This is a genomic window from Lysobacter sp. 05T417 (genome assembly GCF_056396405.1).
Window position 1 is genome coordinate 57,049 of the sequence record NZ_JBFTLK010000006.1, and the last position, 25,556, is coordinate 82,604.

19 protein-coding genes and 2 riboswitches are annotated in these 25,556 nt (G+C 68.1%); of the genes, 7 read left to right on the plus strand and 12 right to left on the minus strand.

Features of this window, described 5'->3' with window-relative positions; translation table 11 throughout:
- Positions 1 to 83 precede the first annotated feature (83 nt).
- Together AC1DER_RS12265 and tkt are read left to right on the plus strand one after the other, a co-directional pair.
- Entirely contained in the window at positions 84 to 1,400 is a 1,317-nt protein-coding gene (locus AC1DER_RS12265) for a dicarboxylate/amino acid:cation symporter (RefSeq protein ID WP_441817066.1), read from the plus strand.
- 174 nt (positions 1,401 to 1,574) lie between these two features.
- The gene (gene tkt / locus AC1DER_RS12270) at positions 1,575 to 3,566 is read left to right on the plus strand and encodes a transketolase (protein ID WP_441817067.1); all 1,992 of its coding nucleotides are present in this window, start codon (positions 1,575 to 1,577) and stop codon (positions 3,564 to 3,566) included.
- 296 nt (positions 3,567 to 3,862) lie between these two features.
- On the opposite strand, the gene AC1DER_RS12275 is transcribed toward tkt, so the two are convergent.
- The 7 genes from AC1DER_RS12275 to AC1DER_RS12305 all read right to left on the minus strand — a co-directional run bounded on the left by AC1DER_RS12275 (position 3,863) and on the right by AC1DER_RS12305 (position 9,268).
- A complete protein-coding gene (locus AC1DER_RS12275; RefSeq protein WP_477247648.1) occupies positions 3,863 to 5,806 on the minus strand; it encodes an acetyl-CoA hydrolase/transferase C-terminal domain-containing protein in 1,944 nt (647 codons plus the stop codon).
- A gap of 45 nt (positions 5,807 to 5,851) precedes the next feature.
- Entirely contained in the window at positions 5,852 to 6,004 is a 153-nt protein-coding gene (locus AC1DER_RS12280) for a hypothetical protein (RefSeq protein WP_441817069.1), read from the minus strand.
- A complete protein-coding gene (locus AC1DER_RS12285) occupies positions 6,001 to 6,423 on the minus strand; it encodes a DUF6691 family protein (protein ID WP_477247645.1) in 423 nt (140 codons plus the stop codon). Before AC1DER_RS12285 ends, AC1DER_RS12280 begins: the two co-directional genes overlap by 4 nt.
- A complete protein-coding gene (locus AC1DER_RS12290; protein WP_441817071.1) occupies positions 6,420 to 6,845 on the minus strand; it encodes a YeeE/YedE family protein in 426 nt (141 codons plus the stop codon). Before AC1DER_RS12290 ends, AC1DER_RS12285 begins: the two co-directional genes overlap by 4 nt.
- Entirely contained in the window at positions 6,845 to 7,711 is an 867-nt protein-coding gene (locus AC1DER_RS12295) for an MBL fold metallo-hydrolase (protein ID WP_441817072.1), read from the minus strand. The genes AC1DER_RS12290 and AC1DER_RS12295 overlap by 1 nt, the downstream gene beginning before the upstream one ends.
- Positions 7,712 to 7,763: 52 nt before the next feature.
- Positions 7,764 to 8,582: a S1/P1 nuclease gene (locus tag AC1DER_RS12300; protein ID WP_477247643.1), complete on the minus strand. Its 819-nt coding sequence runs from the start codon at positions 8,580 to 8,582 to the stop codon at positions 7,764 to 7,766.
- A 62-nt stretch (positions 8,583 to 8,644) separates the two neighbouring features.
- Entirely contained in the window at positions 8,645 to 9,268 is a 624-nt protein-coding gene (locus tag AC1DER_RS12305; protein WP_477247641.1) for an OmpW/AlkL family protein, read from the minus strand.
- A 189-nt stretch (positions 9,269 to 9,457) separates the two neighbouring features.
- Here AC1DER_RS12305 and gap point away from each other — a divergent pair, with 189 nt between their 5' ends.
- Both gap and AC1DER_RS12315 read left to right on the plus strand, forming a co-directional pair.
- Positions 9,458 to 10,462 (plus strand): type I glyceraldehyde-3-phosphate dehydrogenase, encoded by a 1,005-nt coding sequence (gene gap, locus AC1DER_RS12310; RefSeq protein WP_441817075.1) that lies wholly within the window; start codon positions 9,458 to 9,460, stop codon positions 10,460 to 10,462.
- 117 nt (positions 10,463 to 10,579) lie between these two features.
- Entirely contained in the window at positions 10,580 to 10,990 is a 411-nt protein-coding gene (locus tag AC1DER_RS12315; RefSeq protein ID WP_477247638.1) for a group III truncated hemoglobin, read from the plus strand.
- Here the strand turns inward: AC1DER_RS12315 and AC1DER_RS12320 are convergent.
- The 5 genes from AC1DER_RS12320 to AC1DER_RS12340 form a co-directional block, all read right to left on the minus strand.
- Positions 10,987 to 12,498, minus strand: a complete 1,512-nt coding sequence (locus tag AC1DER_RS12320; protein ID WP_477247636.1) for a glycosyltransferase family 39 protein — start codon at positions 12,496 to 12,498, stop codon at positions 10,987 to 10,989. The two genes, AC1DER_RS12315 and AC1DER_RS12320, sit on opposite strands and share 4 nt — an antisense overlap.
- Positions 12,499 to 12,606: 108 nt before the next feature.
- Positions 12,607 to 14,883: a 5-methyltetrahydropteroyltriglutamate--homocysteine S-methyltransferase gene (gene metE, locus AC1DER_RS12325; protein WP_477358006.1), complete on the minus strand. Its 2,277-nt coding sequence runs from the start codon at positions 14,881 to 14,883 to the stop codon at positions 12,607 to 12,609.
- A 183-nt stretch (positions 14,884 to 15,066) separates the two neighbouring features.
- Positions 15,067 to 15,269, minus strand: a riboswitch (cobalamin riboswitch).
- Positions 15,270 to 15,389: 120 nt separating this feature from the next.
- A complete protein-coding gene (locus AC1DER_RS12330; protein ID WP_441817078.1) occupies positions 15,390 to 15,794 on the minus strand; it encodes an acyl-CoA thioesterase in 405 nt (134 codons plus the stop codon).
- Positions 15,781 to 16,791, minus strand: a complete 1,011-nt coding sequence (locus AC1DER_RS12335; protein ID WP_477247631.1) for a ribonucleotide-diphosphate reductase subunit beta — start codon at positions 16,789 to 16,791, stop codon at positions 15,781 to 15,783. The genes AC1DER_RS12330 and AC1DER_RS12335 overlap by 14 nt, the downstream gene beginning before the upstream one ends.
- 236 nt (positions 16,792 to 17,027) lie before the next feature.
- Entirely contained in the window at positions 17,028 to 19,388 is a 2,361-nt protein-coding gene (locus AC1DER_RS12340) for a ribonucleoside-diphosphate reductase subunit alpha (RefSeq protein WP_477247662.1), read from the minus strand.
- A 368-nt stretch (positions 19,389 to 19,756) separates the two neighbouring features.
- A riboswitch (cobalamin riboswitch) is annotated at positions 19,757 to 19,997 on the minus strand.
- A gap of 117 nt (positions 19,998 to 20,114) precedes the next feature.
- Here AC1DER_RS12340 and AC1DER_RS12345 point away from each other — a divergent pair.
- The 3 genes from AC1DER_RS12345 (at position 20,115) to AC1DER_RS12355 (ending at position 25,484) form a co-directional block, all read left to right on the plus strand.
- A complete protein-coding gene (locus tag AC1DER_RS12345; RefSeq protein ID WP_477358009.1) occupies positions 20,115 to 22,775 on the plus strand; it encodes a DUF2339 domain-containing protein in 2,661 nt (886 codons plus the stop codon).
- Positions 22,772 to 24,193: a DUF3999 domain-containing protein gene (locus tag AC1DER_RS12350; protein WP_477358012.1), complete on the plus strand. Its 1,422-nt coding sequence runs from the start codon at positions 22,772 to 22,774 to the stop codon at positions 24,191 to 24,193. Before AC1DER_RS12345 ends, AC1DER_RS12350 begins: the two co-directional genes overlap by 4 nt.
- A gap of 103 nt (positions 24,194 to 24,296) precedes the next feature.
- On the plus strand, positions 24,297 to 25,484 hold the full coding sequence (locus AC1DER_RS12355) for a phosphoglycerate kinase (RefSeq protein WP_477358015.1): 1,188 nt from the start codon (positions 24,297 to 24,299) through the stop codon (positions 25,482 to 25,484).
- Positions 25,485 to 25,556: the final 72 nt, after the last annotated feature.

Here is a 25,556-nt window from a genome sequence, read left to right on the forward strand (position 1 = left end):
CTGCGCCTGCGGCCGGCCTGCATCGACTCCGGGTCGACCGGGTCTGTTTGCTAAGCTCCCGCGGTTCCCCGAGGAGTTGCAGGATGAGTGATTCAAAGACCAGCGCCGGCAAAGGCAAGTTGCCGCTGCACTGGAAGATGGCGATCGGCTTCGTCGCCGGCCTGCTGCTGGGCCTGGTGGTGCATTACGGAGTCGGGGCCGACACGGCCTGGGTCAAGACCTTCACGACCTACGTGACCCAGCCCGCCGGCACGCTGTTCCTGCGACTGATCTTCATGCTGGTGATCCCGCTGCTGTTTTCGGCACTGGTCATCGGTGTCGCCGAGATGGGCGACGTCCGCTCGCTCGGCCGGATCGGCTGGAAGACGCTGGGCTACACCGTCGTGGTGTCCGGCATCGCGGTCATCCTCGGCCTGCTGCTGGTGAACTGGCTGCAGCCTGGCGCAGGCGTCGACCCGGTGCGTGCGCAGCAGCTGCTCAGCGAAGGCTCCGAGCGCGCCAGCGCCATCGTCGGCAGCACCCACGTCCAGCCCAAGGGCCTGGACATGCTGATGGCGATCGTCCCGGACAACATCGTCAAGGCCGCCGCAGACAACACCATCCTGGCGGTGATGTTCTTCGCGCTGATGCTCGGCATCGGCCTGGTGCTGACCCGCACCAGGGCCACAGAGACGCTGCAGCGCGCCATCGAGGGCCTGTTCGAGGTGTCGATGACGCTGATCGGCATGGTCATCAAGCTGGCGCCGTACGCGGTGTTCTGCTTCATGTTCAACCTGGCCGTGCTGTTCGGCTGGGAGCTGCTGGGCAGCCTGGGCGCCTACGTCGGCGTGGTCGTGCTGGCGCTGGCGCTGCACATGTTCGTGGTCTATTCGCTGGTGCTGAAGTTCGCCGGCGGCTACTCGCCGAAGAAGTTCTTCAAGGGCGTGCAGGAAGCGATGGTGATGGCGTTCTCCACCGCCTCGTCCAACGCGACCCTGCCGACCGCGTTGCGCGTGGCCGACGAGCAGCTCGGTCTGCCGCGGCGCGTCTCGCGCTTCGTGCTGACCGTGGGCGCCACCGCCAACCAGAACGGCACCGCTCTGTTCGAGGGCGTGACCGTGCTGTTCCTGGCGCAGTTCTTCGGGGTCGAGCTGACCCTGGTGCAACAGGCCACGGTGATGTTCGTCTGCATCCTCGGCGGCATCGGCACGGCCGGCGTGCCGGCCGGCTCGCTGCCGGTGGTGGCGCTGATCTGCGGGATGGTCGGCGTGCCGCCGGAGGGCATCGGCCTGATCCTGGGCGTCGACCGCTTCCTCGACATGTGCCGGACCACCCTGAACGTCACCGGCGACCTGATGCTGGCGACCGTGGTGTCCAAGGGCGAGCCGGCCGAAGTGCCTGCCGAGGCGGCGGCCGCCTAGGCCCGCGGCAGGGGAGCAGGCCCCTTTGCGGCCGCTCCCCGGCCCTGGCTGGCCCGTGGCGGGGCGACAGGGCGGCGTGGCAATGGGACAATGGCGGGCCCGCACGGCCCGGCCTCGACCGCCTGGCCTCTCGCGCGGGCCCCTCCCCGCAGCCGAAGACCCCGCCCCGACGCCATGACGACGCCCAGCCGCCGCGAACTAGCCAACGCCATCCGCTTCCTTGCCATCGATGCAGTGCAGGCCGCAAATTCCGGCCACCCGGGCATGCCGATGGGCATGGCCGACATTGCCGAGGTGCTGTGGAACGACTACCTCAGCCACAACCCGAGCAACCCGAACTGGTTCAACCGCGACCGCTTCGTGTTGTCCAACGGCCACGGTTCGATGCTGCAGTACGCGCTGCTGCACCTGTCCGGCTACGACCTGCCGATCGACGAGCTGAAGAACTTCCGCCAGCTCGATTCGAAGACTCCCGGTCACCCGGAAAACTTCATGACGCCGGGCATCGAGACCACCACCGGTCCGCTCGGCCAGGGCTTCGCCAACGCCGTTGGCATGGCGCTCGCCGAGAAGCTGCTGGCGCAGCGCTTCAACAAGCCCGATCACAAGATCGTCGACAACCGCACCTGGGTGTTCATGGGTGACGGCTGCCTGATGGAAGGCATCTCGCACGAGGCCGCGTCGCTGGCCGGAACCTGGGGCCTGCACAAGCTGGTCGCGTTCTGGGACGACAACAAGATCTCGATCGACGGCAACACCGACGGCTGGTTCACCGACAACACTCCGGCGCGCTTCGAGGCGTACGGCTGGAACGTGGTGCGCGGCGTCAACGGCCAGGACGCCGACGAGATCAAGACGGCGATCGAGACCGCGCTCAAGTCCAACGACAAGCCGACCCTGATCTGCTGCCGCACCACGATTGGTTTTGGCTCGCCGGCAAAGGCAGGCAAGGAGTCCTCCCACGGCGCGCCGCTGGGCAAGGACGAGGTCGCCGCGACCCGCCAGGCGCTGGGCTGGGAGTACGGTGCATTCGAGATTCCCGAGGCGATCTACGACGGTTGGCGCGTGCGCAGCACCGGCGGCCAGCGCGAACAGGAATGGAACCAGTCGTTCGACGCCTACAAGAGCCAGTACCCGGAACTGGCCGCCGAGCTGACGCGTCGCATCAGCGGCGAGCTGCCGGATGGCTTCGTCGAGGCGGCAGACGCCTACATCGCCAAGCTCCAGGCCGAAGGTCCGGTGATCGCCTCGCGCAAGGCGTCGCAGATGGCGATCGAGACCTTCGCGCCGCTGCTGCCGGAACTGATCGGCGGTTCGGCCGACCTCGCCCATTCCAACCTGACCCTGTGGAAGGGCAGCAAGTCGGTCGCGACCGACGACCCCAACGCCAACTACGTCTATTACGGCGTGCGCGAGTTCGCGATGACTGCGATCAGCAACGGCCTGGGCCTGCACGAGTGCTTCATTCCGTACGACGCCACCTTCCTGGTGTTCAGCGACTACGCACGCAACGCCGTGCGCATGAGCGCGCTGATGGGTGCGCACGCGATCCACGTCTATACCCATGATTCGATCGGCCTGGGCGAAGATGGCCCGACCCACCAGCCGATCGAGCACGTTGCATCGCTGCGCTACATCCCCAACAACGATCTGTGGCGTCCGTGCGACGCGGTCGAGTCGGCGGCGTGCTGGAAGGCGGCAATCGTCCGCAACGACGGTCCGAGCTGCCTGGTCTTCTCGCGCCAGAACCTGGCCCATCAGCAGCGCAGTGAGCAGCAGGTGGCCGACATCGCCCGCGGCGGTTATGTGCTGAAGGATTCCAACGGTGCGCCGGAGATCATCCTGATCGCGACCGGTTCGGAAGTCGGTCTGGCGATGGATGCGGCGGCCCAGCTCGGCGACAAGGTGCGCGTGGTGTCGATGCCCTCGACCAACGTGTTCGATCGCCAGGATGCGGAGTACCGCGAGTCGGTGCTGCCGCGTGACTGCCGCAAGCGTGTGGCGATCGAGGCTGGCGTCACCGGCTTCTGGTACAAGTACGTCGGCCTGGACGGTGCGGTGATCGGAATCGACGAGTTCGGCGCGTCGGCGCCGGCAGAGAAGCTGTTCCCGGTGTTCGGGTTCACCGTTGAGAAGGTGGTCGAGGCGGCGCGCGCGCTGGGTTGATCGCTGGTGTCGTTTGGCTGAAATGAAAGAGCTGCCTTGGGGTGGCTCTTTCTTTTTGGGCGCGGTGATGTCTGCGGTGATGTCTTCGGAGGGGTGCCGTCCGCCGGGCCGGGGATCGCTGCGCCCGGCAGACGACATCCTGTCTTTATGCCGGGCGTGGGCCATCCATGGCCCACTGCTCCGCAATCCCCGSCCCGGCGGACGACAGTCAGACGGTTCGTTGCACGGTCTTCGGTCCGCAACAAACCGTCATCCCCGCGAAGGCGGGGACCCATCGCCGTTGCTTCTCTGATGCTTCAGCAGTCGCCGGCCTGCACAAGCGCGAGATTCAACAGGTGCGCCTCGATGCGCGCGCCGAACGTTGAAGGTGCCGCAAGGTCCATGCGTTGCAGCGCCTCGGCATCCGTCGCGCGCGCGGACAGGGCTTGGAACAGCACGCGCAGCTTGCCGCCGCGGGTCGCGGTGCTCGCCTTCAACCAGCCCAGCGCCTTCACCAGGCGCTGTTCGACGGCGGTGAAATCGCTGCCAAGCGGGTAGTCGGGCAGGGCGCCATTGCGCCGGAAGGGTTGCAGCGCGTCGCGCAGCGACGGCGGGGTGTTGGCTGCAGCCCGCGCCGGAAGGACGAAGTCGCCGCGCAGCTTGCCGGCATTGCGGGCAGTGTCGAGCAGTTGCTGCTGGAAGCGTGCATCGGTGATCGCGGCCATTGCCATGATGCAGTCTTCGTCGCTGCGGCCACGTATGTCGGCGATGCCGTACTCGCTGATGTAGATGTCGCGCAGGTGGCGGGGAATGGTGGTGTGGCCGTAGTTCCAGACGATGTTGGAGGTGGTCTTGCCGCCCGACTCGCGGCTGGCGCGCAGCAGCAGCACCGAGCGCGCGTCCGGCAGGGCATGCGCCATCGCCACGAAGTTGTACTGGCCGCCCACTCCGGACACCACGCGTCCGTCATCGAGTGCATCCGACACCGCCGCGCCCAGCGCGGTCGCCATCATGCAGGTGTTGAAGAAACGGGCGTCACGACGCTGGATGCGTTCGAGCGCCTCGTCACCGCCGTACAGTTCGTTGACCTCGCCCACGCGCTTCATGCCGATGCCGCGGCGTGCTTCGTCGGGCAGGTCGCGCAGCCACTGGTAGAAGTCCGGCGAGCCGAGATAGAAGGCGCCGTGCAGGAATTCGCCTTCACGCTCCACGCGTGACCGGTCGGCGTCGCTGGCATCGCCGTCGGCGATGCGCTGCATCAGTTCACGGTCGTCCACGACCTTGCGCGCGATCACGCCGACTTCGACCAGGCGGCGGAAACCTTCGTTGATCATCTCGCTGCAGCCGTACAGGCCCTGCGAGAACGGCGCCAGCGCGAGGTCGTCGGCGTGTGGCGAGGCGAGCGCGCGCAGCACGGCGTGGTAGGCAGGATTGTCGGTGTGGCGCAGCACCAGCGCATGGCACAGGGCGTCGGCGAGTGCGCCGATGCCGATCTGCAGCGTGCCGCCGTCGCGCACGAGGGTGCTGGCGTGGAAGCCGATCGCATAGTCGACATCGGCCACCGGTTGCCGCGGCAGGCCAAAGAGTTTCGGGAACGGGCCGGGCGGCTGCACGATGGCATCGAAGAAACCGGCGTCCACTTCGGCGCCGCCGCCGAGCCAGGGCAGCTCGGGGTCGACCTCGGCGATCAGCAGCGGCCGCGGCAGGCCGCGCGCGACGATCGCGTCGATGGCGTCGAAGGTGAGGTCGGTGTTGCACGACAGCGACACACGCGAGCCGTCGGCCGAGCGCGCGACCTTCTGCACGATGGCATTGACGCCGCGGTCGGCCAGGGCGCGGGCGACGTGGGTGTAGTTGAGGCTGGCGTAGCGCCGTTGCACCTGGGTCGAACCGAGCATCGCGCCGGACTGCAGGTAGAACTCCTCGACCTCCATGTGCGCCGGCAGCGCATTGCGCTTGAGCGCCTGCACATAGGCCAGGCGCGGGAAGTCGCCGCCGAAGTGGCGCTGCGCGAATGGCTTGATGAAACGCGCCTCCAGGCCCTTGCCGCCTCCGGGGGGATCGAGCGAAAGCGCGGTGTACAGATGCAGGGGCCGGGACGGATCGCGTTCAATGCGCGCGTACAGCGCGTTGAGCAGGCGGTGCGGCTTTCCCAGTCCGAGCGGGGCGCCGACGTGCAGCGGGCCGCTGCGCTGGCTGAGCAGGTACTCGACGGCGGCGTCGAGCGAGTCGAGCAGGACGGGGGCGGGGCGTTCATTCATGGCGACAGCCTAGGCGCTGCATGTGTAGGCATCGCCAAGAAGCGTTCAAGGTGCGTCGACGACCCGGATCGAATCGACCTGGCGGACCCAGCGTGCGGGACGCGATTCGCCCGGTGCGACCAGTCGCCACGGGCCGTCTTCGCCGGCATGCGCGGCCGCAACCGCGGCCAGCAGTACGCAAGACAGGAACAGCTTCATGCGCGCGATCTCCCGGCGGCCATTCGGGCCAGCTGCGAGCCTGCCAGCATGACGATGATGAACACAACCGGCTCCAGCGAGCCGTGGGCGAGGTTGGCCAGTGCCGGGCCGGGGCAGTAGCCGGCGATGCCCCAGCCGATGCCGAACAGGCCGCTGCCAATCAGCAGCCGGCGATCGATCGTCGGCGCCGGTGGTGCCGGCAGCGGGGCGCCCGACAACGTGCGACCGCGGCGCCGCGTCCAGGCGAAACCAGGCAGCGCGACAGCGAGTGCGCCGCCCATCACCAGCGCCAGCGACGGGTCCCAGTGCCCGGCCACATCGAGGAAGTTGAGCACCTTGTCCGGGTTCGTCATGCCCGATACCGCCAGGCCCAGGCCGAACAGCGCGCCGGCGATGGCGCCGTGCACGATCGCCTTCATGCGATGCCGCCGATCAGATGGCGCACGACATACACGGTGGCGAACCCGGTGCCCATGAATACCAGCACGGCGAGCAGCGAACGCGTGGACAGTCGCGCCAGTCCGCAGATGCCGTGGCCGCTGGTGCAGCCGTTGCCCAGGCGTGTGCCGAAACCGACCAGCAGGCCGCCGGCAATCAGCCAAGGCAGGGGGAAATCGTGGCGGCCCGGCGTGCCCGACCAGGCGAACCACGCGCCCGCGGCGACCACCAGCGCGATGAGAAACGCCCACCGCCAGTCGCGTCCCGGGTCGCCAGCGACCGCGCTGTTGACGATGCCGCTGATGCCGGCGATGCGGCCGAGCGAAAGCAGCAGCCAGGTGGCGGCGAGGCCGATCAGCGCACCGCCGATCAGGGAGGAAACCGGGGTGAACTGCGTGGGCATCAGAACTGGTCCAGGGGAATCTTGAGGTAGCGCACGCCGTTGTCTTCCGGCGCCGGCAGCGCGCCGGCGCGGATGTTGGCCTGCACCGCGGGCAGGATCAGCGCGGGCATCGCCAGCGTCGCGTCGCGTGCCTCGCGCAGGGCGACGAACGCATCCTCCTGCGTGCCATCGCGAACATGGATGTTGTCGCGCTTCTGCGCGCCGATGGTGGTTTCGCAGGCCACCTCGCGGCCACCCGGGCCATAGTCGTGGCAGACGAACACGCGGGTGTCGTCGGGCAGGGTGTGGAACAGATGCCGGATCGAACGGAACAGCGTGCGCGCATCGCCGCCGGGAAAATCGCATCGCGCCGTGCCGGCATCGGGCATGAACAGCGAATCACCGGTGAACAGCGCATCGCCGATGAGATAGGCATTGCTGTCGCAGGTATGGCCGGGCACCGCGGTCACGCGCGCCTCGAGCGCGCCGACGCCGAACAGCTCGCCATCGACGAACAGATGGTCGAACTGCGAGCCGTCGACCGGGAAATGCTCGCCCAGGTTGAAGATCGGGCGGAAGGTTTCCTGCACGGTGCAGATGCCTTCGCCGATCGCCAGCCGTGCCTGCGGCCACTGCGACTTGAGCCAGTGGCCGCTGCTGAGGTGGTCGGCGTGCGCGTGCGTCTCCAGGATCCACTGCACCTGCAGGTCGTGTTCGCGCACGTAGTCGAGCAGCTGTTGCGCCGCGGTGGTGGCGGTGCGCCCGGATTTGGCGTCGAAGTCCAGGACCGGGTCGATCATCGCCGCGGCACCGCCGGCGGGCTCGTGCACCACGTAGCTCCAGGTGTTGCTGTCGGCGTGGAAGAACGGCCGGACGTGCGGATTCATGGCCTGCCTCGCCTGCCTTGGACCGAGGCGGCAGTGTAGGCCGGCGCCGCTCCTAGCGCTTGCCCAGCGCTGCGTTCAGCGTCACCGCCAGTTCCGCGCCGGCCAGGCGAAGTTGCGCCTCGGCGACCGGGCGCCAGGCCTGCAGGTAGTCCGGGCCCAGCTTCGCGTTGGCCGGATAGAAGCCGGGGCGCCGGACGATCGCGCAGGACGCCTCCGCCCAGGCCACCGATTGCGGCGGCAACGCCTTGCCGGGCGCGAGCGTGGCCGCGGGCATCGCGCGCAGGCGCTGCAGGTAGGCCGGTTCGTCCAGGCCGGTGGCCTTCAACATGCCGCTGTCCCACAGTGAATGCAGGTTGCTGCCACCGCCGGTCGGCGTGGCCTGGTCGAGGTTCAGCTGGAAATCGTTGCCACCCTTGTCGTGGCCGTAGCCGGCGTGCAGCGGCTGGTGGACGTCGCCGACGAAATGGACGACGAACTTCAGCGCCTGCAGACGTTCGGCATGCGGCCGCTTGCGGTCGGCGAGGATCCCTGCCTGTACGCGGATCGCCTCGATCACGCAATCGCCGTTGCGGCAGTGACGCTCGGGCTGGTAGACGCAGCCGTCCTCGGCCATGTTGACGTAGTGCCACTTGCTGGTGCGCTTGCCCAGTTCGGGATCGTGGTCGCGCAGCTCGTCGGCCCAGCTGGCGATGCCGGCCAGGGTCGGTTCGGGCTCGTCGGCCAGCAACTGCGCGACGGCCGCGCGCGAGGCCGGGGTCAGGTCGTCCCAGGCCAGGTCGGCAACCAGGCGATGGCCCAGGCGCCCCCATGCGGCGGCGGGGGCGGGAAGGAGGCCAAGAACAAGCAGGCAGGCAATGAGGGTTCTGATCATGGCGCGCACTTTAGCCGACCGGCGATGACAGTCCTTTGCGCGGCCGGGTGTTCTTGGAGCCTTCAGAACTTCACGACGTAGGCCGCGCCGTAAACCAGCGGGTCGATCGCCACAGTCCCCAGGCTGGCGCCACTGAGTGAGGCATCCGTGTCGATGTCGATCCAGCGCGCATCGATGCGGATCGCGCCGCGCTGCCCGACCGCGAAGTCGACGCCGGCATGCGCGGCAAGGCCCCAGGAGTCGTCGAGCTTGAGCTTGCCGCCGGCGAGCGCGCCCTGCGTGTCCTCGCTGAAGAACGTCGTGTAGTTGATGCCTGCGCCGACGAACGGCGAGACGCGGCCCTGGCCGTTGAAGTGGTACTGCAGCGAGACCGTCGGCGGCAGCTGCCTGGTGCTGCCGACCTTGCCCAGCCCGGCGATGTTGATGTCGTGCTCGAACGGCAATGCGGCCAGGACCTCGATGCCGAGGTTGTCGCGCACAAAGTACTCGAAGGTCACGGACGGCTTGACGTCACTGTCGACCGACACGTCGAGCGTGCCACCGGCGAGGCGACCGTTGTAGGACCTGGGGTCGACGGCGTGGACGCCGAAGCCGAGGGTCCAGTCGCCGGCGGACTGGGCAAGGGCGGGCAGGGCGGCGGCGCCAAGGGCAACCGCCAGGGCGCAGGACAGCAGGGGCTTTTGCATGGGGGGAGAGCCTCGTGGGATGAGGTCTCCAGTGTCGGAAGGGTCCGCCGGACGCGCTTGATCATGATCAAACCAGCGGGCCGGGCGACCGTTGCCTCCCCTTCATCCCGGCCCGAAGTGGCTGCCTGTTAGAATGGGCGTTCCCCGTCCATCTGCCGCGCCGGGCGCGGCCGCAGGAGTTTGCTAGCTATGACCATCAAGGTTGGTATCAACGGCTTCGGCCGCATCGGGCGCAACGTGCTTCGCTCGGCCGTGCAGAACTTCAATGGCGAGATCGAGATCGTCGCCATCAACGACCTGCTGGAGCCGGACTACCTGGCCTACATGCTCAGCTACGACTCCGTGCACGGCCGCTTCAAGGGCGACGTGAAGGTCGAGGGCAACACCCTGCTGGTCAACGGCAAGAAGATCCGCCTGACCCAGGAGCGCGATCCGGCGAACCTGAAGTGGGACGAAGTCGGCGCCGACGTCGTCATCGAATCCACCGGCCTGTTCCTCGACAAGACCACCGCGCAGAAGCATCTCGATGCCGGCGCGAAGAAGGTCGTGCTGTCGGCCCCGTCGAAGGACGACACGCCGATGTTCGTCTACGGCGTGAACCACACCAAGTACAACGGCGAAGCGATCGTCTCCAACGCTTCGTGCACGACCAACTGCCTGGCGCCGATCGCCAAGGTGATCAACGACAAGTGGGGCATCAAGCGCGGCCTGATGACCACCGTGCACGCCGCCACCGCGACGCAGAAGACCGTCGACGGTCCGTCCAACAAGGACTGGCGCGGTGGCCGCGGCATCCTCGAGAACATCATTCCGTCCAGCACCGGCGCGGCCAAGGCCGTGGGCGTGGTGATCCCGGAGCTCAACAAGAAGCTCACCGGCATGGCCTTCCGCGTGCCGACCTCGGACGTGTCGGTCGTCGACCTGACGGTCGAGCTCGACAAGCCGGCAACCTACGCCGAGATCTGCGCGGAAATGAAGGCGCAGTCGGAAGGCGCGCTCAAGGGCATCCTGGGCTACACCGAAGACAAGGTCGTCGCCACCGATTTCCGCGGCGACACGCGCACTTCGATCTTCGATGCCGAGGCCGGCATCGCGCTGGACAGCACGTTCGTCAAGCTGGTCAGCTGGTACGACAACGAGTGGGGCTACTCGAACAAGTGCCTCGAGATGGTCAAGGTTGTCGCCGGCAAGTAAGCCGCGTACCTGGGCATCACGGAAGAGGCCGGCACTTGCCGGCCTTTTTCGTGGCCGCCGGCGGGCAATGTCGAAACGACCTTGATTTCAGCCGCCAGGCCCCCAACTCGAAGACCAATGAATGATCTTCCACCGCTTGATGAGCAGCAGCTGGCGACCCTGGTGGACCGCTTCTACGAGCAGGTCCGGCAACACCCGCAGCTGGGTCCGGTGTTCAACGCTGCCATCGACGACTGGCCCGAGCACAAGCGCCTGCTGACCGCGTTCTGGTCGTCGGTGCTGCTGGGCACCCGCAGCTACCGCGGCCAGCCGATGGCTGCGCATCGACCGCATCCCATACGTCCCGAGCATTTCGACCTGTGGCTGGCGCTGTGGCGCCAGACCGCCGAAGCCGTGCTTGCTCCCGGTCACGCTGCCGTTGCCTGCGAACACGCCGAGAAGATCGGCTACAGCCTTCGCTACGGCCTCGGCCTGCAGGAACGCAAGGGCGCGATCGCGCTCGGCGTACCGATTGCCGGAAACGACTAACCGAACTTCTGCATCTTCGGCCACGCCTGCGCCCACGGAACGCGCAGGTTGCGACAGACGAAGATGTCCGGATGCTCTTCGGTCTCTTCGTTCGGCACGCCGTAACTATTGCGGACACGACCGGCCAGCACGCAATCGGCCGGCGTGTCTGCGATGTCTTCCGGCGAGTCGCCGAGCACGATCACGGTCGTCGGCGGCGTCGACCCGTAACCCTTGTACCAGTAGGAATTGACCGGGCTGATCGCCACCGGCAGGCCCCACTTCGGCCCGTACAGATTGATCGCGCCGGCCTCGCCGTAATTGTTGGTGAACACCGCCGTGTGCGCGCGCTCGGCCGCCGGCAATGCGTTGTAGATGCGCGCGACTTCGACGACCAGCTCCGGCCAGCCGATCTGCTCGGCGAAGTTGTCGTGTGCGGCGCGACTGATGCGCCAACCCATCGAGTTCACCGGGGAAAACTGCAAGCCAATCAGCCCGCTGGCCATCGCCATCAGCACCACCCACACGGTCAGGAGCGCGGTTCCCGTGAAGGCGTAGCCGGCACGCAGGGGGCCTTGCCGGTGCAGGAACTGTTCGATGGCGACGCAGCCTGCCGCCAGCAGCATCGGATAGGCCGGTGCCAGGTAGTAAGCGCGGCCTTGGACGAGCGCGAACAGCAGCAGGGGCACCGCGTACATCCACGCGACCACCGCGTAGCGCCGGCCGGCCTTCGACAGGATCAACCAGGCCAGGCCCGCCAGCCAGACCGGCAGCGCCATCAGGCCGGCGTTGCCGTATAGCTGTTCGATCAGGAAGTCGCGGGTGCGGCCGATGCGCACGTCGCGGGCATGGATGCTCTGCAGGAAGTCCAGCGAGATGAAACCGTGCTGCCATTGCCACAGCGCATTGGGCAGGAACAGCAACAGCGACACTGCCGCGCCGATCCACAACCAGCGGCTGCGCAGGTGCGCGCGCAACGGCGTCGCCACCGTCGCGACCACGATGCCGGCGACGAAGAACACCATCGTGTACTTGGTCAGCATGCCTAGACCGATGACGGCGCCGATCGCGAGCCACCAGCGCGGATTGCCGCTGTTGACCAGGCGCAGCACCAGCCAGGCCAGCAGTACCCACCACAGATAGTCGATGCTGACGTACTGCATCAGGCCGCCGGCGACCATCGAGAACGGCGTCAGTGCGGTGAACAGTGCCGCCACGATCTGCGTGGCGCGCGTGCCGCCCATCTCGCGCGCGATCAGGCCGGCAAGAACGGCGGCGATGCTGTGCGCCAGCGCCGCGAACATGCGGAAGCCAGTCAGGGAATCGCCGAACAGCTCCAGCGATATCCGTGCAAGCGCCGGCGTCAGCGGCGGGTAGGCGACGTAGCCCCAGGCCAGGCTGCGCGCGTCGTCGAGCAATGCCAGCTCGTCACGATGGAAGCCGTAGTGCTGGTTGCTGTAGAGCCGCAGGACGAACAGCGCGATCGCGATCAGGGCCAGCCAGAGGACGTGGCTGCGGGGCAGACGCATGGGCATGGCAGGGCGATTCCCGTCAGGATGACGGCTATTTAGTCCTGCGCCCGGCCAGGATGCAACGGAGGCCGCCCGCCCGGTGTTGCCGGACGGGCGGCTCCGCCGTCAGGCCGCGGCGAGGGCCAGGCGCAACTCCCGTGTGGCCTGCACCATCGCGCTCAGCGCCCGGCGTACCTCCGGCCAGCCGCGCGTCTTCAGGCCGCAGTCCGGATTGACCCAGAGCTGGGCGGCGGGGATCACCGCCAGGGCCTTGTCCAGCAGTTCGCCGATCTCCTGCGGCGACGGCACGCGTGGGGCATGGATGTCGTAGACGCCCGGGTCGATGCCGTTGGGATAGCGGAAGCGCGCGAAGGCATCGAGCAGTTCCATCCGCGAACGCGAGGTCTCGATCGAGATCACGTCGGCATCGAGCGCGGCGACCGCGTCGATGATGTCGTTGAACTCGGCGTAGCACATGTGGGTGTGGATCTGCGTGGTGTCGGCGACGCCGCCGGCAGCGAGCCGGAACGCATCCACCGCCCATTCCAGGTAGTGCGGCCAGTCCTGGCGACGCAGCGGCAGGCCTTCGCGCAGGGCCGGCTCGTCGACCTGGATGATCGCGATGCCCGCCGCTTCCAGGTCATGGACTTCGTCGCGCAGGGCCAGGGCGATCTGCCGGCAGGTTTCGGCGCGCGGCTGGTCGTCGCGAACGAACGACCACTGCAGGATGGTCACCGGCCCGGTCAGCATGCCCTTGACCGGAAACTGCGTGCGCGACTGGGCATAGGCGGTCCACTCCACCGTCATCGCGCGCGGCCGGCTGACATCGCCGAACAGCACCGGCGGTTTCACGCAGCGCGATCCGTAGCTCTGCACCCAGCCGTGCGAGGTGAAGGCGAAGCCATCGAGCTGCTCGCCGAAGTACTCGACCATGTCGTTGCGTTCGAACTCGCCGTGCACCAGCACGTCCAGGCCGATGGCCTCCTGCTCGCGCAGGCAGTTGTCGATCTCGCGCTCGAGGAACTGGCGGTAGCCGGCGCTGTCGAGCTGGCCCGACTTATGGTCGGCGCGGGCTTTGCGCACCAGCGACAGTTGCGGGAACGAACCGATCGTCGTGGTCGGCAGCTGCGGCAGCGACAGGCGCTGCTGCTGAAGCTGCGCGCGTTGCGGGTAGGGCGAGGCGCGCCGGCTCATTGCGGGATCGAGCGCGGTCATGCGGGCGCGGACACCGGCATCGCGCAGTTGCGGTTCGCTGCGATGCGCGGTGCGCGCTGCCTGTGCCGTTGCAATGGCGGTCGCTGCGTCCGTGTGGCCGGCAAGGGCGTCGGCGACCAGGCGCAGTTCTTCCAGTTTCTGCCGGGCGAAGGCCATGCCACCGCGCAGCAACGGTGGCAGCTTGCGCTCGAGCTGCAGATCGATCGGCACGTGCAACAGCGAGCACGATGGCGCCAGCCAGCGCACGCGTGCACCGCCGCTCCGTGCCTGCGCCGATGCCGCATCCAGATCGGCGCGCCACACATTGCGGCCGTCGACCACGCCCAGGCTGAGCGCGATTTGCTCCGGCAATGCGGCCAGTGCGCGTTCGAGCTGCGCGGGCGCGCGGACCAGATCGAGATGCAGCGCCTGCACCGGCAGCGAGGCGACCAGCGGCAGGTTGTCGCCGAGGTCGCCGAAGTAGGTGGCGAGCAGGATCTGCGGCACGTCGGCTGCGGCCAGCGCTGCAAAGGCGCGACGGTAGGCTTCCCGGTCGGCCTCGCCCAGGTCCAGCACCAGGCAGGGCTCATCGATCTGCACCCACGATGCCCCGGCTGCCTTCAACTGCTGCAGCAGCTGCACGTAGGCAGGCAGCAACGCATCGAGCAGGTCCAGCGGGCAGCCGCCATCGACGCGCTTGCCGAGCTTGAGGAACGACACCGGGCCGAGCAGGACGGGACGCGCCTGCAGCCCGAGGGCCTGGGCTTCGCGCAGCTCGGCCAGTGGCTTGTCGCTGCGGAGGCGGAACGCCTGATCCGCTTCGAACTGCGGCACCAGGTAGTGATAGTTGCTGTCGAACCACTTGGTCATCTCCAGCGCGTGGAGATCGTGATTGCCGTCCTGCAGGCCGCGGGCGAGGGCGAAGTAGCCGGCCAGCGGGTCGGCCTCGAACACGCCGCGGTGCGAGGCCGGTATCGCATCGAACGCAATGGCCGTGTCGAGTACGTGGTCGTACAGGGAGAAGTCGTTGCACGGCACGACGTCTACGCCGGCCTCGCGCGCCAGTTGCCAGTGGCGGGCACGCAGATCGCGTGCGGTTTCGTGGAGGCTGCTGGCGGGCGTCTGGCCTTTCCAGAACGTTTCGAGGGCTTGCTTGAGCTCGCGTCGCGCGCCGATGCGCGGGAAGCCGAGATGGGTTACCTGGATCATGGTGATGTACCTGCGATGCGTTATGCATGACGCAGGGCAACGAAGGAGGGCACGGCCGCGCGCCGACGCCACGGACGGCGCCGGAAGAGACCTGCCTTCGACCTTCGCCCCCGCGGGCGAACCGGCCACGCGGCATGTGCCGTGTGGTCCGGGGTCGGACGGAGGGCGGACCCTCCGGTCATGGCAGGTCTTCGGGCTCGTGGGCGCGAGGACGGGACCACCGCGCCAGTGCATCGACGCATCCGCCTCACCTACTGGCCATCGCTTCCCGGGCAGGGCCCAGTGCATGGATGGCGGTCGTTCCCATATACCGCTGCGGGGCAGCTCCGGAATTGGACTGGGTCCGTACCGGATTCCCTCTGGCGCCGCCGGTTGCCCGGCGGTACTTGTCACATCGCTCCATCTTTATGAAGCGATGATCACCACGACGCCGCTACGTTAGCCCTGCGCGGTGCGGGCGTCAACGCGTGCGGTGATGGCGTCATGCGGTCATGCGTTCATGCGGTTCATGCCGCCAGCGCCGGCACCGGCGTCGGCTGGCCATGCGCATCCAGCGCGACCATGGTGAAGCGCCCGCGCGTGGCCAGCCGGGTATCTCCGGTCATCAGGTCTTCGCGGTACATGTCGACCTCGACCTGCAGTGAACTGCGGCCGGTGCCGACCACGCGCGCGACCAGCTCGACCAGCGCGCCCTTGGGCACCGCGACGTGGAAATCGATCTGCTCCGAGCGCGCGGTGACTACGGTGCTGCGCGCATAGCGCGAAGCTGCGACGAAGGCGGCCTTGTCCATCCATGCCAGCGCCTGGCCGCCAAACAGCGTGCCGAGGTGATTGGTGTGGTCGGGGAACACTATTTCGGTCATGCGCGCTTCGATCGGCGGCGAGGCGACGGTGCCATCAGAACGCGGCATCGAAGGCGACCTCGCCCTGCACGCCAACCTGGTACGCCGAGACGCGGCGCTCGAAGAAGTTGGTCACTTCCTGCACGTCCTGCAGGTCCATGAAGGCGAACGGATTGGTCGCGCCGAAATGGCGCGGCATGCCCAGCTGCGCCAGGCGCTGGTCGGCGCAGTACTGCAGGTACTGGCGCATGTCCTTCGGCGACAGGCCGGCGACGCCACCGGACAGCACGTCCTGGGCGAACTGCATCTCGCACTCCACCGCCTCTTCCAGCATCTGCACGACCTGGCGCTGCAGTGCGTCGTCGAAGAGTTCCGGCTGCTCGCTGCGTGCGGTGCGGATCACCTCGAAGGCGAACGCCATGTGGCAGCTTTCGTCACGGAACACCCAGTTGGTGCCCGCGGCCAGGCCATGCAGCAGGCCGCGCGAGCGCAGGTAGTAGACGTAGGCAAAGGCGGCAAAGAAGAACAGGCCCTCGATGCAGCAGGCGAAGCAGATCAGGTTGAGCAGGAACTGGCGGCGCTGCTGCGTCGTCTCGATGCGGCGGATGTCCTGGATCGAATCGATCCACTTGAAGCAGAACTCGGCCTTGGCGCGGATCGAGGGGATGTTCTGCACCGCGTCGAAGGCTTTCGCGCGTGCGACCGGGTCGGGCAGGTAGGTGTCGAGCAGGGTCAGGTAGAACTGCACGTGCAGTGCTTCCTCGTAAAGCTGCCGCGACAGGTACATGCGCGCCTCGGGCGCGTTGATGTGCTGGTAGAGGTTCAGCACCAGGTTGTTGGCGACGATGCTGTCGCCGGTGGCGAAGAACGCCACCAGCCGCTCGATCAGGTGGCGTTCGGCCGGCCCCAGCTTGTGCTTGAGGTCGTTGACGTCGAGCGAGAAGTCGACCTCCTCGACGGTCCAGGTGTTGCGGATCGCGTCGCGGTACATCTCGTAGAACTGCGGGTAGCGCATCGGCCGCAGGGTGAGGTCGAAGCCGGGGTCGAGCAGGCGCGTGTCGGACATGGTGTTGCCTCGGTGGACCTTGCCCTTCAGGGGCGGGCGACGCTGCGTTCCGCGGGGGAGGGAGGCAGTTCGCGCGTCGCACGCCGGCTGAAGGGAAGGTGTTCTGCTGGGCAGCGGCGAATTGCCGCCACCCGAAGTTCGTCATCCCCGCGAAGGCGGGGACCCAGTGACTCGCCGCCGGTGCAGCAGAGCGACGTCGATGGGTTCCCGCCTTCGCGGGAATGACGAGTCATGGGCTACTGGCAGGCTTCGCAGCTCTCGGGGTTCTCGAGCGAGCACGCCACCGCTTCGACTGCCGTGTACTCGGGCTTGGCCACTTCGGCGACGCCGCTGACGGTGGCCTTGGCGATCTTCGTCGCCGGCCGCGAACGCAGGTAATAGGTGGTCTTGAGCCCTTTCTTCCATGCGTACATGTACATCGACGACAGCTGGCCGATGTTCGGGCTCTCGATGAACAGGTTCAGCGACTGGCTCTGGTCGATGAAGGCGCCGCGATCGGCCGCCATGTCGATCAGCGAGCGCATCGGCAGTTCCCACGCGGTGCGGTAGACCGCACGCAGCGACTCGGGAATCTCCTTGATGCCCTGGATCGAACCTTCGGCCATCTTGATGCGGTCGCGCAGCTCCGGCGTCCACAGGCCGAGCGTCTTCAGCTCCTCGGCCAGGTAGCGGTTGACAACGAGGAAGTCGCCCGACAGCGTCTCGCGCTTGAACAGGTTCGATATCTGCGGCTCGATGCACTCGTAGCAACCGGCGATCGAGGCGATGGTGGCGGTCGGCGCGATCGCGATCAGCAGCGAGTTGCGCAGGCCGTGCTCGGCGATGCGTGCGCGCAGGCCGTCCCAGCCGTGGGCGTCGGACGGCGCCACGCCCCAGGCCTCGAACTGCAGCTCGCCCTGCGAAGCGCGGGTGTCGGCGAACGACGGGTGGCGGCCACGTTCCATCGCCAGTTCGTTGGAGGCCGACAGTGCGTGGAAGTAGACCGCCTCGGCGATCTGTTTCGACAGCGCCCGCGCCTGGTCCGAATCGAACGGCATGCGCAGCTTGAAGAACACGTCCTGCAGGCCCATCACGCCAAGGCCCACCGGACGCCACTTCAGGTTGGCGCGGCGCGCGGTTTCGATCGGGTAGAAGTTCAGGTCGATGACGCGGTCGAGCTGGCGTACAGCGAGCCGCACCGTCTCGGCCAGCTTGTCGAAATCGAAGCGGCCGTCTTCGCCGTGCACCGGTCCTTCGGCGAAGAGCTCGACATGGTGCGAGAGGTTGATCGAGCCCAGGTTGCAGACCGCGGTCTCGTCCTGCGAGGTGACTTCCAGGATTTCGGTGCACAGGTTCGACAGGTGCACCACGTTGCCTTCGCGCAGGGTCTGGTTGCAGGCGCGGTTGGACTTGTCCTTGAAGTTCATCCAGCCGTTGCCGGTCTGCGCCAGCGTCCGCACCATGCGGCTGTAGAGCTCGCGCGCCTTGACCTGGCGCGTCGCCAGGCCGGCGACTTCGGCGGCGTGGTAGGCGCGATCGAACGTCTCGCCCCACAGGTCGGTCAGCTGCGGCACCTTGGCCGGATCGAACAGCGACCAGTCGCCATCGGCCTCCACGCGGCGCATGAACTCGTCCGGGATCCAGTTGGCCAGGTTGAGGTTGTGCGTGCGCCGGGCTTCGTCGCCGGTGTTGTCGCGCAGCTCGAGGAACTCCTCGACGTCGGCGTGCCACGGCTCCAGGTATACGCAGGCCGCGCCCTTGCGCTTGCCGCCCTGATTGACGGCGGCGACCGAGGCATCGAGCGTCTTCAGCCACGGCACGATGCCGTTGCTCAGGCCATTGGTGGAACGGATCAGCGAACCGCGCGAACGGATGCGGGTGTAGCTCAGGCCGATGCCGCCACTGAACTTGCTCAGTTTGGCCACGTCCATGTAGCGCTTGTAGATGCTCTCCAGCGAGTCTTCCGGCGAGTCGAGCAGGAAGCAGCTCGACAGCTGCTCGTGCGTCGTGCCCGAGTTGAACAGCGTCGGCGAACTCGGGATGTAGTCCAGCTGTGCCATGCGCCGGTACAACGCCAGCGCGTCGCTGACATTCTCGCTGAGCGCGCAGGCAATGCGCAGGAAGAACTGCTGCGGAGTCTCGATGACGGTCCGCGCCGTCGGGTGGCGCAGCAGGTAGCGGTCGTACAGCGTGCGCAGGCCGAAGTAGTCGAAGCGCTGGTTCAGCGCCGGGTCGATGGCGTCATTGAGCTTGCGCGCGTTGGCCTGGACGAAGGTCAGCAGGCGCTCGTTGATCAGGCCCAGCTCATGGCCGCGGTGCACCGACTGCGAGAACGCATGGATCTCGATGCCGGCGACTTCCTTCTCGATCACACCGGCGAGCAGGCGCGCGGCGAGGCGGCCGTACTCGGGTTCCTCGGCGGTCAGCAGCGCGGCGGTGCGGATCGACAGCTCGTCCAGTTCGCGCGTGGTTGCACCGTCGTACAGGCCGGAGATGGTGCGGGTGGCCACGCGCATTGGATCGACCGAGAACAGGCCGTCGCAGTTGCGCGTCACCGCGCGCACGATCTTGTTGAGGTCGACCGGATCGCGGCGGCCGTTGCGCTTGGTCACCGTCATGGTGAGGTTCGCGGCCGGCGGGGTCAGGGCGAAGCCGGCGGACTCGCCCTGCGCGGTCGTGGCGGAGGCGGTCGTGGCGGCCGCGGTCGTGACGAGCGTGGCCTTCGGCTGGGCGGCAGCCTTGCTGGCGGCGGGCGCGTCGGTGGTGGTGGTCATGCTGTTGGCTCCGGTGCGTGGGCGCACGGCTCGTCGTCCTTCCCTCGAAGGGCGGCGTGGCGCGGGTCGCGGGACTCGGAGATTGCGGTTGCGGCGTCGCGCAGGCCGAGACCGGCCTGGAGTGGCGCATGCGTTCTTCGACAGCAACGGCGCCACCGTGCGACACCGACCGTCTTCCCTCCGAAGACTCGCTGGCCGGTCACCGCGCGGTGTGCAACGCGCGGCTGTCGGCAGGTCTTCGGGCTCTGGACGCGAGGACCGGGCGTTTGCCGCTGGTGACCTCACCTACTGACCGTCGCTTCCCAGGCCTTGGGCCCAGTGCCATGACGGCGTTCGTTTCCACTACCGCTGCGGGGCAGCGCCGGACTTGGCCGCTCGCTGTTCGAGCGTGGCCGCACCGGACTTCCCTTTTAAGCCGACCGCTAGGCCGGCACCGACGGACACAACATAGTGGGGTCGAGCTGGTTGGTCAACACATAATGTTGTGCGCCACGATCCGAACGCAAAAGCTGAACCGCACACCTGCGCTTGCGGTAATGTGAGCCCAGATCCACAACAGGGGGCCCATGGATGGCTGGTGGAATAGGAATTCTCGTGCTGCTGGTGTTGTCGGTGCCGGTCCTGCTGATCGTCGCGCTGACGATGATCGGGACGCTCAAGGCGCGCGTCGCCGTCCTCGAGGCGCAGGTCGCGCAATTGCGCTCGCCGCCGGTCGCCCGCGAACAGGCAGAGGGGCCGACGTTGCAGGAATGGATGCGCGCCCAGGCGCCATCGGCTGCCGCGGCCACACCGCCTCCGCTCGAACGTCCCGCCGCGCCTGCGTCGGCGCCACCGGCGCCGACGCCGCCGCTGCCGGCCGCCGCGCGCGAACGAGCCACGCCGCAGTACGCGCGCGCGCCGCGCGAACCGGCGCGACCGGACATGGTCGACCTGGCCACGCGTGCAGTTCGCAGGTGGTTCACCGAAGGCAACATGCCGGTCAAGGTCGGCGTGCTGGTGTTCTTCGCCGGTATCGCCTCGTTGCTGAAGTACGCCTCCGACCAGGGCTGGATGCGCATGCCGGTCGAACTGCGCCTGGCCGGCATTGCCGCCTCGGCGCTCGCGGCGCTCGTATTCGGTTGGCGCCAGCGCGAGGCCAGGCGCAGCTTCGCGCTGAGCCTGCAGGGCGGCGCGATCGGCGTGCTGTTGCTGGTGATCTTCGCGGCCTTCCGCTTCTACCAGCTGCTACCGGCCGGCGCCGCGTTCGGCCTGAGCGTGGTGCTGGTGGCCGGCGCCGGTGTGCTGGCGGTTCGCCAGAACGCGATCGCGCTCGCGGTGCTCGGCATCCTGGCCGGCTTCCTCGCGCCGATCTGGCTGTCGACCGGCAGCGGCAACCACGTCGCGCTGTTCGGCTACTACGCCATGCTCAACCTGGCCATCTTCGCGATTGCCTGGATGCGTCCGTGGCGCGCGCTGAACCTGCTGGGTTTCGTCTTCACCTTCGGTGTCGGCACGGTCTGGGGCGCGATGAGCTACAAGCCCGAGCACTTCGCGAGCACCGAACCGTTCCTGTTGCTGTTCTTCTTCTGCTACCTGCTCGTGCCGATCCTCTACGCGCAGCAACGGCCTGATGGCAAGCGCGACCGCATCGATGGCTGCCTGGTGTTTGGCACGCCGCTCGTGGCCTTCGCGTTGCAGGCCGCGCTGCTCGAAGGCGAGCGCATGCAGCTGGCCCTGTGCGCGCTGGCGCTGGCGGTGGTGTATGCGGCGCTGTCGTGGTGGCTGCGCCGGCGCGAACGCTTCGTCACGCTGGCGACGTCGCACGCGTTGCTTGCCGTCGGGTTTGCCACGCTGGCCGTGCCGTTGGCACTGTCGGCGCAGGCCACCGCCTGCGTGTTCGCGCTCGAGGGTGCGGCGCTGGTGTGGCTGGGATCGCACCAGCAACGCCGTTTGCCGCAAGTGACAGGGCTGCTGTTGCAGCTGCTCGCCGCGGGCGCCTTCACCATCGGCCTTGCCGACAACCCGGCCGCCGCGACGCCGGTGCTCAACGCGGCCTGCATGGGCGCATTGCTGATCGCGATCGCCGGTTTCGCCAGCGCGTGGAGCTATCGCCGCGTCGCCGCCGACCCGCCGGCGCTGGTCTATTACCTGTGGGGCCTTGGCTGGTGGTTCGGCAACGGGCTGCACGAGATCGACCGCTTCGTCACGACGCAGGAATGGCCCGACGCGATCCTGATGTTCGTGGCGGTGACGGGCTGGATCGTGGCCGAAGTCCATCGGCGCAACCCGGCACGCGCGCTGGCATGGACGGTGGTGGCGAGCATGGCCGCGGCGGTGCTGCTGGCGCTCGCGCAGGACGCCGCGCATGGCCATCCCTTTGCCGGCCTCGGCGGGGTGGCGTGGCTGCTGTTCGCACTGACCGGCTGGCGCAGCCTGCGTTGCCTTCGCGACCATGCCGACGGTAATGGCGAACCCGGCATGGCCCATGCGCTGTGGTTGTGGGCGTGGGCGCTCGCCGCGGGCCTGTGCCTGCACCAGTTGGCCAGCGACGCCGGCTGGGGCGAGGGTTGGCAGATCGCCGCGCTCGGCTTGCCCGGCTGGTGCATTGCCGCGCTGGTGCAGTGGCGTCCGCAGTGGATCGCAATGCCCCTGGCGAGTCACTTCGAACAGTGGCGCAGGCCGTTGCAGTGGACGTTCGTGCTCGCACTGGCGTTCGCCGCCGCAATCGCGCTGACCATCGCCGGCAACAGCGCGCCGTTGCCGTGGGTGCCGCTGCTCAACCCGCTGGACATGGCGCAACTGGCCGAGGTCGGGCTGGTCGCCGCATGGCTCACTTCGCCGCTGGTCTCCGACGAGTTGCGTGAACGTCGCATCCCGCTGCTGGCCGCGGCCGGCTTCGCCCTGATCACGGTGATTACGCTGCGTACGGTTCACCATCTCGGCGGCGTGGCCTGGGACGGCTCGATGTTCTCGACCAGCCTGGTACAGACCAGCCTGACCATCGTGTGGAGCGTGCTCGGCGTGTTCGGCTGGATATTGGGTTCCCGCCGCGGCCAGCGCGACCTGTGGCGGGCCGGCGCGGTGCTGATGGCGGTGGTGCTGGTCAAGCTGATCCTGGTCGACCGTTCGCACCTGGGCACGATGCTCGGGATCGCCTCGTTCATCGCCTACGGCCTGCTGTGCACGCTGGTCGGTTATTTCGCGCCCGCACCGCCGCGTGCGCTGCGCACGGAGTTCGACGTCAGCCCATGAAACTCGCCCGCATTGTCCGCCTGCTGTCTGCCTGCATGGTTTCGGCCAGCCTGTTCCTTGCCGCGCCCGCCGGTGCCAGCGAAGACTTCGCGCAGCAATGGCCGCTCAAGCTGAGCCGCGACGATGGCGGCGCCTATCGCGTGACCCTGGATGCGTCGGTGTATCGGCAGTTGCATAGCGCGGACCTGCGCGACTTCGAAGTGCGCAACCACGAAGGCGCTGCCGTGCCGTCGGCGTTGTTCGCGCCGGAGCAGCCACTGGTGCAGGCACCGGCGCGGATCGCGTTGCCGTGGTTCACGTTGCCGGCCACGCCCGCCAATGGTCCGGCCGGAGGTTGGGAGCTGGTCGGTGCGATCGATGGCGAGGGCCGGCTGCGCGGCGTTGAAGCGCGCGTGACCGGTACCACCGCGGCCGCATTGCCGCAGAACGTGCTGCTGGTCGACGCCAGCCAGGTGCGCGAGGCGATCTCGGCGCTGGAGCTGCACTGGCAGCCGACATCGGCACTCGACCTGGGCTTTCGCGTCGAAGGCAGCGACGACCTCGACCAGTGGCAGCCGTTGCCCACGCGCGGCCGACTGGTCGATCTGCAGCGCGAAGGGCGGCGCCTGTTGCAGCGGCGCATCGAGCTGCCGGCAGGGCGACACGTGCGTTATCTGCGCCTGACGCCAGACCGCGGCGACCAGCCGATCGCGATCACCGCGATCAGCGCCGAGCTGGCTGGCGTTACGGTGGCATCCGCGCCGCAGTGGCAGCAACTGCGTGGACGCCATGTCGAGTCGTCCGGGCGCGACACGTTCGAATTCAATCTCGAAGGCAGATTCCCGGTGCAGCAGGTCGACGTGGCGCTGCCGGGCAATCACGCCGTCGAGTGGCGGCTGGAAAGCCGCGATGACAACGATGGCCCCTGGCGCCTGCGCGCCGGCCCGTGGACGGCCTGGCAGGTCGATTCGGCCGGGCGCGGCAGCCGCTCCGGCGCGCGGGCACTGGATCAGATCGTCCGCGACCGCTATTGGCGCCTGAGCGCGAACACGCCGGTCGGCGGCGAACCGGCGTTGCGCCTGGGCTACCGGCCCGAAGTGGTGGTCTTCCTCGCGCAGGGGGCCGCGCCTTACGCGCTGGTCGCCGGCAGTGCCCGTGCGCGCCGCGCCGATTCGCCGTTGCCGCAACTGGTGGAAGCCATGCGCGGTCAGCGTGGAGAGGGCTGGCAACCGGCGCCGGCCTATCTCGGTGCATCGCAGGTCCTGGCAGGCGACGCGGCGTTCGCGGCCAGGCGCGACTGGACCTCGTGGCTGCTGTGGGCGGTGCTGGTGCTGGGCGCGCTGGTCGTCAGCGCGTTTGCGCTGAGCCTGCTGCGCCAACCCAGGCCGGCGGCCGGGCAGGGCGCGGCTCACGATTCCGAAACTCCGGGCGGGGCCTAGCGGGGCGCGCACCGCGGTGCTTGCCGCGGCGGCGCGGCGGTTTCATTCCGGCACCGGGGCCGCGACAATACGCGGCTACGCAATCACCCGGAGCGCCGCCCCCATGTCCATCGTCCGCATGTCCGACCTCGACCTCGCCGGCAAGCGCGTGCTGATCCGGGAGGATCTCAACGTTCCGATCGAGCATGTCGATGGGATGCCCGCTCGCATCACCTCCGAGCAGCGCATCACCGCGGCGGTGCCGACGATGAAGCTGGCACTGGAGAAGGGCGCGGCGGTGATGGTCACCTCGCACCTGGGCCGGCCGAAGGAAGGCGTGTGGAGCGAGGCCGATTCGCTGGCCCCGGTCGCAAAGCGCCTCTCGGAGCTGCTCGGGATTGAGGTGCCGCTGGTCAAGGACTGGGTCGACGGCGTCGATGTTGCCCCGGGCCAGCTGGTGCTGCTGGAGAACTGCCGCATGAACGTCGGCGAGGGCAAGGACGACGAGGCGCTGTCGAAGAAGTACGCAGCGCTGTGCGACGTCTACGTCATGGACGCCTTCGGCACCGCCCATCGCGCCCAGGCGTCCACGCACGGCGCGATCCGCTTCGCCAGGGTCGCCGCGGGTGGTCCGCTGCTGATGGCCGAACTCGATGCACTGGCCAAGGCGCTCGACAACCCGGCGCGGCCGCTGCTGGCGATCGTCGCCGGCTCCAAGGTCTCGACCAAGCTCGAACTGCTGGCGTCGCTGGTCAGCAAGGTCGACCAGCTCATCGTCGGCGGCGGCATCGCCAACACCTTCATCGCCGCGATGGGCCACGGCGTAGGCAAGTCGCTGGTCGAGAACGACCTGGTCGACACCGCGAAGAAGATCATGGCCGATGCCAGGGCGCGTGGCGCCGACATCCCGGTGCCGACCGACGTCGTGGTCGCACCGGCCTTCGCTGCCGATGCCCCGGCCACGGTCAAGGCGGTCGACGCGGTCGGCGCCGACGACATGATCCTCGACATCGGCCCGGACACCGCCGCGCGCTACGCCGAACTGATCAAGGCCGCCGGCACCGTGGTCTGGAACGGCCCGGTCGGCGTGTTCGAGTTCGACGCCTTCGGCAAGGGCACCGAAACCCTGGCGCGCGCAATCGCCGCCAGCAAGGCGTTCTCGATCGCCGGCGGTGGCGACACCCTGGCCGCGGTCGACAAGTACGGCATCGAGCAGGACGTGTCCTACATCTCCACCGGCGGCGGCGCCTTCCTCGAGTTCCTCGAAGGCAAGGAACTGCCGGCCGTCACCGCGCTCGAGGCGCGGGGCTGACCGCGCGGGCCTGACTGCGCGGGGTTGCCCCCTTCCTCCATCCGCCTCCTGTTCCATTAGTATTCGACGCAG